Below are 13016 nucleotides of genomic sequence, written 5' to 3'. Positions count from 1 at the left end.
TATTTAAATAATTTTTAGACGTATAACATTGGATACAAATTTTGAAATATTACTTAAACATATTGAGACTGTAATTTCTTTAACTTCAGAAGATAAAGAAATTATAGTCAGTCATTTCCAGCTAAAAAGATATAAAAAACACCAATACATAATAAATGAAGGTGATCATGCTAAATATCATTATTTTATTATTTCCGGACTTACCAAGTTGGTTTATTTAGACCAATCCGGTAAGGAGCATATTGTATCCTTTGCCATGGAGGATTGGTGGGAAAGTGACTTCTATGCATTTTACACCGGAACAGCAGCTACCCTATCATTAATTTGTTTGGAAGATACAACTGTGCTAGCATTAAAATATGATGACTATATTAAATTATGCAATGAGCATCCTAAAATGCTTAGATTTTTCTTAGAAAAGGCTAATCATGGTTTTTTAGGATTACAACGGCGGATACTTTCATGGTTAACATTAAATACAGTACAACGTTACGAACATTTTTTAAAACAATATCCCAAGCTAAAAAATAGATTGCCAAAAAGTCAATTAGCAGCCTATCTAGGTGTCTCACGAGAATCATTAAGTAGAAGCCTGTGATTTTTGTCACATCAAAAATGTGCCTAATATCAACGTTATTTATTTCCGCTCTTTTCATATTTGTATTGTTCATTTATAATATTAATAGGTATGGAAATTAATGCAATAAACCCATGGAAATGGCAAGACGCCAGAAGTTATGCACAGGCAATTGAAGTTAAAAATGTAGAAGGCACCTTATATGTTTCAGGACAGACAGCCATCAATGATGATGGAATAAGTAGTAACGAAGATATGAAAACTCAGCTTATTAAAAGTTTAGTTAACCTTGAACGCGTAATTACTGAAGCTGGATACTCCTGTAGTAATATTGTTAGATTAAATATTTATACAACATCAACCGAAGAATTATGGCCTCATTTTTCAATATTTCAAGATTGGATTGCCAAACACGGAACTAAACAAGCATTGACTTTACTTGAAGTTGTTAGCCTATTCGAAACCTTGAAAGTGGAATTGGAAGCAACAGTTGTCAGGTAGGTATCTTTTTTATGGTAAATCTATTTGTTATTACAAATGGATTTACATTTTTAATTAAGAGCTCCGTGCCTAAAAGAATATCCATATTCAACAAGAATACGCGCTTGTAATATCTATACTTTTTATCGTAAGACAACAATATAGTCTAGGTATATACTATTATTTAGAAGAGAATATCAAAAGTATCAGCCAATTAAATATTCAATTCATCCATCAAATAATGAAGTTCATCAGAAAGACGATAGGTTTTTTAATCAAACTTACTTAGAAACTCTACCTTTGAAAAATGGTTAGAATAGGTAAAATGAATGCAAAAAGACTGGTCATATTTTTCTTCTCCACATTGATATATGCTTTATGCCAAATGCTTTTCAGCATTATTTTGATGAAAGAAGACTTATGGAGCAATTTTCATATCCAGTTATCGGCTCATTATGTCGTAATCTTTGCGATGTGTATAGCTGATTATAACTTATTACTATTTTTAAATAAATATTTACCTTATTCTAAAAATATATTTTTCCGAATTGTAGCTGATACTGTCGGTATCACCTTGATATGCCTGGGATTGTTATCGCTATTTAATTTTTTGATATATGATGTATTTCTCATTCCCGAGGATGGCTTACCTCCGTTTCTTGTCAAGTTTGCATTTGCAATGTCAACGAATATTCCTATTCTACTGGTCTTTGAATTGATACATTATTTTCAGTCCGAACAAAAAGCGATAGCCGACTCCGAAAAAGCCAAACGGAAAGTTCTATTATATCAACATGAAACACTGAGATCGCAGCTAAATCCCCACTTTCTTTTTAATTCGCTAAATGTATTGTCATCTTTAATATATATCAATCAGGAAAGTGCCAACAAGTTTACAAAGGCCCTTTCAAAGACCTATCGGTATGTACTGTCCCTCACCCATCAACCTCTGGTAACTGTGACAGAAGAATTGCTTGCCCTGGATTCCTATATATTCCTCATGCGGATGAGATTCGAGAATGCTTTTACTTTTACAGTGAATAAAATAGCATTCAGCGAACAATATAAGATTATCCCCCTTACGCTTCAGCTCCTCATAGAGAATGCTTTTAAACACAATAGCGCAACGGAAGAATCGTCGTTGAATATTATAATTAATATTGACAACGATTATATAACAGTCGAAAACAATATCCAGCCATCAGGCAGTGCCGACCGAGGGGGAATCGGATTGCGCTACATCACCGAGCAATATAAGATCCATAACAAAGAAGTGAAGGTGGAACAAACCAAACAAATGTTTATTGTAAAAATCCCATATATACAGTCATGAATTACCTGATCGTAGAAGATGAACGCTTTGCTTACGAAGAACTGAGACGTATGATGATGAAATTACGTCCAGATTACCGGTTAGAAAAACAGACGAAAACGGTTGTGGAAACCATCGAATTTCTCAGAAAAGCTGATGTTGATCTGATTCTCATGGATATCCGTCTCGCAGATGGCAACTGCTTCGAAATATTTAATCATGTTGAGGTAAATATTCCTGTTATATTTACAACAGCTTATGACGAACATGCCATCAGGGCATTTAAAGTGAACAGTATCGACTACTTGTTAAAACCTTTTGACGAAAACGAATTAGAGTTAGCGTTGACCAAATTTGAGCACATTTACCATAGACGTCCTTTGCTAAATAACGCAAAGAATTTTGAGCAGCTGTTATCATTTAAGACCAAAAATCGTTTTCTGATCTCCAAAGGGGAAAACTATCATTATATAGAAACTACCGATATCGCGCATTTTTACAGTGAAGACGGTGTTGTTTTCCTCCATACTTTTAACGATAGACGATATATTATAAATTATACGCTGGATCAACTGGAACAACAGCTTGATAGCCGTTTATTTTTTCGCGTATCACGAAATTGTATCGGGAATGTAAAATCTATTGAAAATGTAGCAAAACACTTTAATAGCCGTCTGAAACTTTCGTTTTCACCTGCATGCCCAAATGAGGTTTTGGTAAGCCGGGTACGTGTCCCGGACTTCCTAAAGTGGATGGATGGTATCATGCAATAACTGCACCCAGAAAAAATCCGTCCCTAGTATATTGCATTTCATTTATTATATTCTAAACCCCATCGTTTGCAGATTGGCTAACCGCACCGTTCGTTGTTATTTTGTTCGGAATTAAAAAATAACATTAAAATTTTAGAACAATGAAAAAGAACGTATGTACATTTTTTCTCGCTGCGGCCACTTTGCTTTTCTCTGCGCAATTATCGGCACAGGACAATCCTATTTCAATTGGTTTCAAGGCTGGAACAAGCGTTTCCAATTATCGGCTAAGCGGTAATCTGGAAGGACTCAAAAGCAAAATGGCTGTAGGCGGTTCGGTTGGCGGTTTTATTAAATACGATATAAACCAAAACTTCGCTCTTCAATCTGGTCTCGATATTTATTACCGGACTTCTAAACTGGAGACCATAGCCGACAACACATCCAACAAAATTAAATCTTTAGGTGTTGAGATACCATTATACGGAGTTGTGCAGGAAACAGTGGGCAGCGGAAAAGCATTCATAGGGGCTGGCCCATATGTCGGTTATGGTATCATTACGAAGGCTAATGGTGTCAGCTTATTCAAAAATAATGACATCGCTGGCAGCCACGTAATGAACCGCTTTGATTACGGTGTAGGTGGTATCATCGGCTATGATTTGGGTAGCAATTGGCAGGTAAATGCAACTTATCAATTTGGCCTTGCAGATCTTCACAAAGCCAAAGGCGGCGCGATGAAAAATCAAACGGCTTCGATCGGATTAGCCTATAAGTTTTAACAAATCACGGAACTAAAACAGACAGATTAGTACCGGGATCCGGGCATTTGTCATAAGATGACCGGCTTCCGGTACCTAATCGATTCACGTATCGTCAGGGCACTTTAGAATTTATTTCGTTCTTCCTATTCTTGATCTCATCCTGTCGATTCTGAAATCCATAATTAACAGTTTTCTGTTTTACCGCTTGCATTATTCTTTTGTTCAAAAATAGAACAAACACATTTACATACAATTTTAAAATCATGAAGTCAATATTATTATTTCTAGCAACATTCATTATGTTGTTTTCGCTAAAATCAAAAGCACAGCAGCTGTCTTTTAGGGCAGAATATATCGGCAATTCGGGCTACTATTATTTGCCTCCGGGTGAAAAACCAAGGGAAAAAATTGGTAATGCCAAAGGGTCGGCTATGGTTTATCAAGGCTCATTCAGTATGCCTCTATCTATGAAATTAAATGAGAAAAATCGCCCGACAGCCTGGGGAATCGGTTTTGGAGGGGCTTATGTTTCTTTAAAAAACCGGAATTTTGCGCAGCAAATGGTATCCGAAATTATGAACTTGCAACTAGGTGTTTACCATTTACGCCCCTTGAATGACAACTGGTCTATCCGGGCAAGTGCAGGTGTAGGCATATTTGCTCCTACTACTGATTTTTCGAAGATTACTTTTAAAAACGTACTCGCAAGTGGTGGACTTGTTTTTATCCGTCATCTGAACCCCAATCTGGATATCGGCGGGGGGGCCGCAATCAATAGTACGTTGGGTTATCCAATGTTGTTTCCCGCTGTTTACCTCAAATGGAAGCTCCAGGGAAAATATGATATAAATGTGGAAGTGATCGAAGGACTTGAATTGTCGGCAGGATATCAGATCAATGATAAAATCAAATTGGCATATGCGCTTGAGATGAACGGACAAGCTGCTCTAATGAAAAAAGACGGCAAAGATGTGATATTTTCCCACCAGTATATTGTTACTGGATTCCGTCCTGAATTAAAGCTTGGCAAAAAAGGATTATCGATGACGGCCATGGCGGGACTGAACCTATACCGTCCTGCATCCTATAGTGACAGAACATTAAAGGGTGTATTTTCAAGTGATAATGACTATCACTTTTCGGTCTCTCCTTATGGATCTGTTGGTGTAAAAATGAAATTTTAATCCATGAAAATGAAGCAAGCTTTTCAGACTGTTATATTCCAATTTATTTATGCTTTTATCTATGCCACAAGTTTGTTGCCGATGCGATGGCTATATGCGATGGCTTCTTTCACCTTTTTTATTGCATATCACTTGATCGGATATAGGAAGCGTGTAGTCATTCAAAACGTTGCCCGTTCGTTTTCTAACAAGCGATATGGCGAAGTGCATGCTATTGTAAAAAAATTTTATGTTTGCTTTGTCGCCTATTTTGCTGAAATGATAAAAAGTGTCTCAGCCCCGCCGGAAGTGCTTGAAAAAAAAATAATATTTGAGAATCTGGAGCTGATGGATAAGTACATCAATTCGGAAAGGAATGTCATTGCCTGTTTAGGACATTGTGGCAATTGGGAAATGTTAAATTTCATGCCTTATAAAATACATCACGAACTATATGCCATTTACAGACCCCTTCGATCGGTAATCATGGACAAGCTAATGATTAAAATAAGGTCGCGTTTTGGTATGACGTTGCTTGCTGAAGGCCGGGCTGTGCGCCATGTGCTGTCTGATACCTTAGCCCCTGCCGTCTATCTTTTTCTGGCGGACCAAAGTCCGCGAACAGAAGACGAAAGATATAAGTTTCACTTTTTGAACCAGCAAACTTATTTTTTTTCTGGTATGGAAAAATTAGCACGTAAGGCACGCACAGCAGTGATCTACCTACATATTACACAATTATCAAAAGGAAGTTACAAAATTGCCTGCCTTCCGATATGCTCCAACGCAGAACTCACAAAGGACGGAGAAATAACACAAAAGTACATTGACCTCTTAACGGAAAATATTAATGAAGAGCCCTATGGTTGGTTATGGACGCATAAGCGCTGGAAGAAATGACTATACTGTCCTACATACTCGCTATCATAATATTGGTAATTATATGCTTAATAATAAGCGGAATCATTTTTATCAAAGTAGTTTTTGAGGATTGATTTAACATGCAATGTATTTAATAAAAAAGAGTATTGAAGATGAAATATTTATTGATCAAAGATAAAAGGCAACAACAACAGGCATTAATCGACAACATTGCGGAGTTTTTATGGAATAATGGTAACGAAATATATGTCCGTACCTGTTTGGATAAAACCAGAGAATATCAGGATATTATAAATCAATGTGAATGTATAGTCTTTTTGAATTGTAGCAATGATCTGATGAAATCTTTTTTTAACGATGTAAAAAATGTGCTGGCTGAATGCACTCAAGAAAATAATATCCTAAATAATAAGTTTGTACTGTTTTTTTTAATAAACGGAGTTTACTGCAATGCGGTTCCCTTTCCGCATAAAATATTTCATTTTAAAGAATTAAGCCAACATGAGCTGACACGCTTTTTTCTATGGTGTGAAGGCTTAAAACTATTTGTCAGATATCGCTGAAAATCATATAGCAAAATTTGTTGTTACACTGAAAACTATTTTCAAAATAAGTCCCATGCAGTCAGATATAACTTACAACGATATAGCCCTTATTTTAACATGGTGGAATTGCAACAATAAAATGGACACTTAGTTAAGCTGCAATATTTTGTTTATTTATTTTTCTAGCAAACTCCTCTGGTGATAAGTATCCTAAGGCAGAATGTTGTCTTTTTCGGTTGTACCATGTCTCAATATATTCAAAGACAATAAGCGCAGCTTGCTCTCTGTGAGCGAATTTATGCTGATATACACATTCCGCCTTAAGTGTCTTGAAAAAACTTTCGGCCACAGTATTATCCCAGCAATTCCCCTTTCTACTCATACTTCTTATGATGAGTGGATTTTTTTCCAGTATAGAGCTGAGCTCATGACAGGCATACTGTACTCCTCGGTCAGAATGGAAGATTAGTTTCCGGGTGATTGGCCTTGCTTTTTGTGCCATTTTAAAAGCAGAAATCACCGTATCTACCGCATTCATAGTCTCACTTAAAGCCCAGCCGATTACTTTTCGATCTCCCAGATCGATTAATGTTGTCAGATACAGCCATCCCTGCTGCGTTTTGATGTAGGTGATGTCTGATGCCCATACTACACCAAGTATTCCCGGTTTAAAATCACGGTCCAATATATTATCCGGTACCGAAAACTTGTGGGTAGAATCTGTGGTCACCTTAAACTTTTTCTTAACAATACTTCTTAAGCCTACCTTTCTCATCAGTTTGGCTACCCTCACTCTGGATACTTTAATATTCTTTTTGTGCAGTTCCCGGGTAATACGTGGACTGCCGTAAGTTTTCTTACTATTTACAAATGCATCCTGGATTTCCATAGCAAGCTTTTGGTTTTCAACACTTCTCTTTGAAGGGATGCCCTTTAAAAAGTTGTAATAGCCGGCTCTGCTCACCTTGAACACCTGACACATCTTTTCGACTGTAAATATTTCACTATTGTCCCTTATGAACCTGAATATTTGGGGTCGCTCTTGGAGAAGATGCTTACAGCCTTCTTTAATATATCCCGTTCTATCTGTGTATCCCGAAGTTCTTTTCTTAATCGTGCTAACTCCTGTTCGCCTTCACTCAGGATAACTTTTCCATTACCGGGGAAACTACTCCCTTGTTTTACAGAATGTTCCTTTCGCCACCTATACAACAATGCCGGGCTAATATCCAATTCCCTAGCCAGCGCACTAAGGTCACCACGTGTGTTGCTCAGTTCAACACTCATCAGTTTGAACTCTTTGGTATAAACTTTTCTTTCTCTTGACATAAGTCTGTTAAGTTATTAAATTCTCTTAACTTAATGTCCACTCAAATGTAGCAACTTCACTACCTCCGTCATCACCTTCTGCTGTGTTACTTAAATAGTATCTAATGGGTGCTGGAGTGTCGCCTTTTTCATAATAGCCTAATAGTTCTACACCTAGGTAAGTTGCATTAGTTCCTTGCAATCCTGCGATTTCAATTGTGGATAAATTGCGCATCGCATCCGCCGTTTCCTTAATTAAAAATTGATTTGCCATATTCTTTTGTTTTTATGTGTATAGCAAAAGTATGGCTGTAATCGCAGCTCTTTGAGGAAAACAAGGGGTATGTTAGCGGTATGTCGGAGATACCGAAAAGTATGATTTTTTTATTACCTTAACGGATGAACCGATTACAAAAATCCATGATCATAAGCGAAGAAAAGTGAGCGGCTGCTTGGGGCTTGTGCCAAAAGTGATCAACTAAAATCTATTTATCAGAGCCACCCATATGGCAGCCCTGCTTGATAAAATAAAATTTTTATGATTAATGAAAAGCTAATCCAAAAACACAAGTGAAATCTGAAACAGGACGCTTAATGCTACAAACGACAAAAATATAAAATGAATTAGCTTATTATCCTTAAATCGCATTAGACTCAAGGATGATATGAGTACAAAAGGGAGAATAGCGGGATATATATATCTAAAATCATTAGAACAAGAATAAGGATAACACACTCGAAATGCTATCATTGCAATAGTGAGCAAACCTATACTCAAAATAAAAGGCAATATCGCCGAAACACGACAATAACGAATTATACCATAAAAGAATGACAACACAAGCAAAAGAAATAACAAACTGAGAGATTGGGCAATAAAAGTTAATTTCATCCCATCAAAATGAAACTCTCCAAATAAACTTGTTTTCATCAAATAATACCAAAATGACTGGCGGCCTTTGCTGTCGTCCATAGAATCTGTGAAAGGTATTTCAATAAAGGGTACAGGATTGAATGGCATAAAATTTGAAAAATGTGCGTCGACTAGCAGAGATGGGTTCAAACTAGTAGCATTTTCAACAATCATACTCTTTTGACTTCCGACTAGGCTATTTCTTATTTTTGCACCAAAAGATAAATAAACCGACAATAACCCAACAATAAATAGCATAAAAATCGCTGTTAAAGTGGTCTTTTTAATCTTTCGCTCATGAACCTCTATTAATACCATCACGAACAAAAGTATTGACTGCAAAGCAAATAATATATATCCGTTGCTCTTGGCCCAAACACAGAACGCGGCAAAAAAAGTAGCATAAAATAGATCATTCAACTTTTTGCTGTCATACCAACACAACGTGAAATAAAATCCTATTGAGAATAGAAGATCAAACATAATATCATTGCCGATACGAGTAGCCACCATCATATTAGAAGGCCAAAAGAGAAAAAGTAAAAAAGCCAAATAATAGGTGTTAACCACTATGGGCTTGACAAGAATATCTTTCGAAATAATAATTCTAAAGAATTTATCTATCGAAGCAATGGAAAAGTAGGAATATACTATAAATAAAGATACGCTCAATAATTGTAATAGCTTCACAGCTTCATCAGAGGTTACTTCCGAAAAATTAGAAATCCATAAAAAGCATGCTGAAACCAAATAATAAAGTGACGGATGGTAAAACATCCAGCCACTTGATCCAACAGGTATCTCCATATATTGTAAGATATAGCCTACATATTCTACATGCCCATGAACATCATAGCTGTATTTTTCAAATGGAATTACAATAGCACCAACGATAAAAAGACATATACTGCCAATAAATATAAAAATGGATGATTTAAATAAAAACTTTTGATATACACTCTTACAGGTAAAAAAAAGAACAGATAGGATCACACAAACACCTATACTCCACTTTATCCAAGAAAAGCTCCAAAATCGTCCGATTATTACTAATAAAAGTGCCACACCAATAATCGAGACGGCTGTTCGAGCAAAAAGAATTCCTTCTCTTTTTCTAAACTTATAGAATGCTTTTTTTGCTTTATCCGTATTTTTTAGAAAAAACAAGCCGCTTAATATCACCACGAGCAGAAAGATATATTTAGCATAATTTGTCTTATCAATAACCTTTCCGCCAAATGCGCCTTGATAGTTTTCGACTTTAAGTTCTATTTGATTGATACCCGAATTAAAATACGGCAAAACATTTATATATACCCCTCGCCTAATATCACTTAGCTCTTCCTTACTAAACATTGTCAGGGGTATTATATGGTCGTTTATGCGAATTTCCAATAGACGATCATCCGGTACTATTTGCAAAATACCAGAAAACAGAAAGGATGAATTTGTTTTTATCCGATACAAATAAACCCCTGAGCGTTCCTCCCCTCTTTTATAATATGGATTTATAGGGTAATTTGTTGTCCCATTCTGGTAGTAAACTCCTTCCTCCTCAACTGATATTCGATGGTATTCGATAAAGACAATTGATAATATTATAACTAGTAGCGATATCAAACAAAAAAGTTGATTGGAATTTAGGGCCCTAATTTTCATTTCTTTTCTCGTGGTATTTCTGTTCTGTGTTAACACTCCATACATCAGTTTTTGTTCCTTCACCGCTGATGATGTTATCAACGGTTGTCATCGCCGTGAGCATAGAGTGATCTTGATTATTGTACTTATGCATTCCATTTCTGCCAATTGGATGAATATTCTCCATTGAATTTAAATAATTCTTTAGAATATCTATATGCTCATACGTCCCGAAATAAGCAGGATATGCTTTCGGAACTCTCACTATTGTACTATCAAGTACATATTCTTTCATGATCATACCTAAAGAAACCAACTCCGCAATAGCAAATTCGATAAAATCTGTATTAGACATGCCCCACAATGAATCATCTTCATTACAAAAATACTCTAGACCCACCCATACATGTTCCTGATTTGCGACAAGATAGGGGCTCCAATTATTAAATATTTGCAAACGGCCTAATGCAACTCCCTTTTCCTGAATATATATCCAATTGTCTGGAGGGAGATTTCCACCATCCTTAAACTCTCCTTTATCCTTTATTTTTATATCTTTTAATAATAGCCCTACGGTAATAAAATCTCTATACACTAACCCCTCCGCAACTTTTTTTACCTCCAAAGGCACCTCATTCTTCATTCTCGCAATTAATTCTTTTAAAGGCATACTAGAAATCAATACATTTCCTTGATATTCATTTATATCTCCTGTTAAGTGGTTTTTCACAGTGACTGATACAGACTCTTTATCGCTCCAATCTATTCCTATTACCTCCGAATTCTTTATGATCTGCCCCCCAGAAGACTGAAATCTGGTCGCTACGCTATCCCATAACTGCCCAGGTCCATATTTAGGATAAAGAAAACGGTCGATAAGGCTGGTCTCCACTTCCTTCTGTGCAATATCAGTTTGTTTTTTCATTTTACTTTTGATCGCATGAGAAATAGCTTCCTTAAAAGATAGACCTTTGATCCGCTGTGCTCCCCACTCTGCTTTAATGTCAGAACAGGGAACTCCCCATACCTTCTCGGTATAGTCTTTAAAAAAGATAAGATATAAATACTTCCCAAACCTGTTAATAAAAAATTGCTCAAGATTTCGTTCTTCTTTAATAGGAAACATACGCACCCATAAATAGGATCCTGAGATTCTAAAAAACCGGATAAGGCCGAGGTACTTTATTGTCAATAAAGATATGCGAATGGGATAATCAAATAAACGTCCCAAATATAAAATCCTAGAGGATCTATTTCGCACTAACATAGCTTCATCATCTGTTTGCCCTTGCGCTGTGCGCTGATCATTTACTTGGGGTTCTATAATTTTGCCTTCTTCCAATTTACCCAATGGCATAATATTGCCCCACCACTCCATTACCCGGTCTGATTTTGAAAAAAAGCGATGTCCCCCCAAATCCATCCTATTTCCCTTGTAATTTATAGTCCGGGAGATTCCTCCAAAACAATCATCCATTTCAAAAATAATTGGTTCGATATCAGTTCTTGCCTGCAGTTCATATCCCGCCGTTAACCCCGCTGGGCCAGCGCCAATTATTAGCGCCCGTTTTTGTGGTGACTCCATAAATTTTAAATTGATTATATAATTAGTAGTTTCTAAATCAAATGAATAATTAGCCAATCCAGCCATTCTGAAGATAATTCTGCATGTAAATCAGATAAAACATAATGTTGACGCTTATGAACAACACATGTACAATACGTTCTACACGATCCACAGGGTCTTGAATTATAATATACCTTAAGAGATATACAGAAAAAAAGACATAGTAAATCAGCTGAATGGGATAGGCAGAAACCTGGGTCAAAAACAAAGTGCTCAGCAAAATGATTGTTATTCCAACCATATAAAATCTGCGGCCAATAGTCCCAGACCAACGAGAACTTCGAAGTTCAAAAAGAATCACAAAGAAGTAGGGCGTACAAAGCAAATGTCTATTAATAGACCAGATTTTGGTGTGCCCCTGATAGTCATCCGTAAAAAAGACATCTAATATGGAAATAAATGTGAAGTAACATAATGAGAAAATAAGTGCCCGGTCGTAATTTTTATCCAACATTTTTCTAGCTTCGTTCCTAAGCTTATAAAGAAGCAAAATAAATAGTGCAGCAGCAATTAAGCCCAAGCTCAGGCCGATGGTATCCATACCCATAGCGGATTTGGGAGAAAAGGTAGTAAAAGGAAGGCTTGGCAACTGAAAGTGACGCCCCCAATATTGCTGTATTTCGATAAAATAAAACCATTTCCCTATTGCAGTATATTGATAGACAGCAACAATACCGATACTTGTTAAGCATATTGAACACTGAAAAAAAAATCTTTTGAGGCTATCTTTTAAATCAATCCATTTCCTTTCAGTATAAAAGAAAAACATGCATGTTTCAACAATAAAGATCGCAGGTATAAATATTGTAACCACCGATCTTGTCAAACCGCTTCCTAGCAACCCTATTCCCTGATTTAATACAGATCCACGGCAAAGTCCGTAAATGTAAATGCTCCCAAATAAAAAGAATAACGCTTCTGAATAGGGAACCATAAAAAAGATAAATGATGGTATAGTGCAAATAAACAATAGGTTAAATAAACTAAATTTATATACTATATGTAGCAGTGAGAGTGCAGCACAAAAAAGCAAAAGATTTACGACTGAAATCGCC

The 13016-nt window shown here is 36.2% G+C and carries 13 protein-coding genes; 8 read left to right on the top strand and 5 right to left on the bottom strand.

What is annotated here, in order from left to right; genetic code table 11:
* Window positions 1–28 precede the first annotated feature (28 nt).
* The 8 genes from LC454_RS13785 (at window position 29) to LC454_RS13750 (ending at window position 6493) form a co-directional block, all read left to right on the top strand.
* On the top strand, window positions 29–598 hold the full coding sequence (locus LC454_RS13785) for a Crp/Fnr family transcriptional regulator (RefSeq protein WP_223583074.1): 570 nt from the start codon (window positions 29–31) through the stop codon (window positions 596–598).
* A gap of 90 nt (window positions 599–688) precedes the next feature.
* Window positions 689–1078, top strand: a complete 390-nt coding sequence (locus LC454_RS13780) for a RidA family protein (protein WP_223583073.1) — start codon at window positions 689–691, stop codon at window positions 1076–1078.
* Between the two features lie 304 nt (window positions 1079–1382).
* On the top strand, window positions 1383–2390 hold the full coding sequence (locus LC454_RS13775) for a sensor histidine kinase (protein WP_223583072.1): 1008 nt from the start codon (window positions 1383–1385) through the stop codon (window positions 2388–2390).
* A complete protein-coding gene (locus LC454_RS13770) occupies window positions 2387–3142 on the top strand; it encodes a LytR/AlgR family response regulator transcription factor (RefSeq protein ID WP_223583071.1) in 756 nt (251 codons plus the stop codon). The genes LC454_RS13775 and LC454_RS13770 overlap by 4 nt, the downstream gene beginning before the upstream one ends.
* A gap of 140 nt (window positions 3143–3282) precedes the next feature.
* On the top strand, window positions 3283–3903 hold the full coding sequence (locus tag LC454_RS13765; RefSeq protein ID WP_223583070.1) for a porin family protein: 621 nt from the start codon (window positions 3283–3285) through the stop codon (window positions 3901–3903).
* 245 nt (window positions 3904–4148) lie between these two features.
* The gene (locus LC454_RS13760) at window positions 4149–5069 is read left to right on the top strand and encodes a DUF6268 family outer membrane beta-barrel protein (RefSeq protein ID WP_223583069.1); all 921 of its coding nucleotides are present in this window, start codon (window positions 4149–4151) and stop codon (window positions 5067–5069) included.
* 9 nt (window positions 5070–5078) lie between these two features.
* Window positions 5079–5948, top strand: a complete 870-nt coding sequence (locus LC454_RS13755; protein ID WP_223583068.1) for a lysophospholipid acyltransferase family protein — start codon at window positions 5079–5081, stop codon at window positions 5946–5948.
* A 134-nt stretch (window positions 5949–6082) separates the two neighbouring features.
* On the top strand, window positions 6083–6493 hold the full coding sequence (locus tag LC454_RS13750; RefSeq protein WP_223583067.1) for a hypothetical protein: 411 nt from the start codon (window positions 6083–6085) through the stop codon (window positions 6491–6493).
* A 133-nt stretch (window positions 6494–6626) separates the two neighbouring features.
* On the opposite strand, the gene LC454_RS13745 is transcribed toward LC454_RS13750, so the two are convergent.
* The 5 genes from LC454_RS13745 to LC454_RS13725 all read right to left on the bottom strand — a co-directional run bounded on the left by LC454_RS13745 (window position 6627) and on the right by LC454_RS13725 (window position 12895).
* Window positions 6627–7804 (bottom strand): IS3 family transposase gene (locus tag LC454_RS13745; RefSeq protein WP_223583066.1). Its coding sequence is split into 2 segments (ribosomal slippage): window positions 6627–7534 and window positions 7534–7804, totalling 1179 coding nucleotides; the frame shifts between segments, so codons are not numbered across the junction.
* Window positions 7805–7829: 25 nt separating this feature from the next.
* The gene (locus LC454_RS13740) at window positions 7830–8057 is read right to left on the bottom strand and encodes a hypothetical protein (RefSeq protein ID WP_223583065.1); all 228 of its coding nucleotides are present in this window, start codon (window positions 8055–8057) and stop codon (window positions 7830–7832) included.
* 279 nt (window positions 8058–8336) lie between these two features.
* Complete coding sequence (locus tag LC454_RS13735) at window positions 8337–10052, bottom strand: hypothetical protein (protein ID WP_223583064.1); 1716 nt, start codon at window positions 10050–10052, stop codon at window positions 8337–8339.
* Window positions 10053–10344: 292 nt separating this feature from the next.
* The gene (locus LC454_RS13730; RefSeq protein WP_223583063.1) at window positions 10345–11976 is read right to left on the bottom strand and encodes an NAD(P)/FAD-dependent oxidoreductase; all 1632 of its coding nucleotides are present in this window, start codon (window positions 11974–11976) and stop codon (window positions 10345–10347) included.
* Complete coding sequence (locus tag LC454_RS13725; protein ID WP_223583062.1) at window positions 11969–12895, bottom strand: hypothetical protein; 927 nt, start codon at window positions 12893–12895, stop codon at window positions 11969–11971. Before LC454_RS13725 ends, LC454_RS13730 begins: the two co-directional genes overlap by 8 nt.
* Window positions 12896–13016 lie beyond the last annotated feature (121 nt).

Source organism: Sphingobacterium sp. GVS05A (genome assembly GCF_019969845.1).
Lineage (GTDB): Bacteria > Bacteroidota > Bacteroidia > Sphingobacteriales > Sphingobacteriaceae > Sphingobacterium.
The sequence above is the reverse complement of the archived record's forward strand: the minus strand, read 5'-3'. Positions and strand labels throughout refer to the sequence as shown.

Bases quoted from the DNA above. Each gene is read 5' to 3' on its own strand.
- LC454_RS13725 (WP_223583062.1), bottom strand. From the start codon at position 12,895: ATGGTTCCCTATTCAGAAGCGTTATTCTTTTTATTTGGGAGCATTTAC.
- LC454_RS13765 (WP_223583070.1), top strand. From the start codon at position 3,283: ATGAAAAAGAACGTATGTACATTTTTTCTCGCTGCGGCCACTTTGCTT.
- LC454_RS13755 (WP_223583068.1), top strand. From the start codon at position 5,079: ATGAAGCAAGCTTTTCAGACTGTTATATTCCAATTTATTTATGCTTTT.
- LC454_RS13780 (WP_223583073.1), top strand. From the start codon at position 689: ATGGAAATTAATGCAATAAACCCATGGAAATGGCAAGACGCCAGAAGT.
- LC454_RS13735 (WP_223583064.1), bottom strand. From the start codon at position 10,052: ATGTTTAGTAAGGAAGAGCTAAGTGATATTAGGCGAGGGGTATATATA.
- LC454_RS13750 (WP_223583067.1), top strand. From the start codon at position 6,083: ATGAAATATTTATTGATCAAAGATAAAAGGCAACAACAACAGGCATTA.
- LC454_RS13775 (WP_223583072.1), top strand. From the start codon at position 1,383: ATGAATGCAAAAAGACTGGTCATATTTTTCTTCTCCACATTGATATAT.
- LC454_RS13740 (WP_223583065.1), bottom strand. From the start codon at position 8,057: ATGGCAAATCAATTTTTAATTAAGGAAACGGCGGATGCGATGCGCAAT.
- LC454_RS13760 (WP_223583069.1), top strand. From the start codon at position 4,149: ATGAAGTCAATATTATTATTTCTAGCAACATTCATTATGTTGTTTTCG.
- LC454_RS13770 (WP_223583071.1), top strand. From the start codon at position 2,387: ATGAATTACCTGATCGTAGAAGATGAACGCTTTGCTTACGAAGAACTG.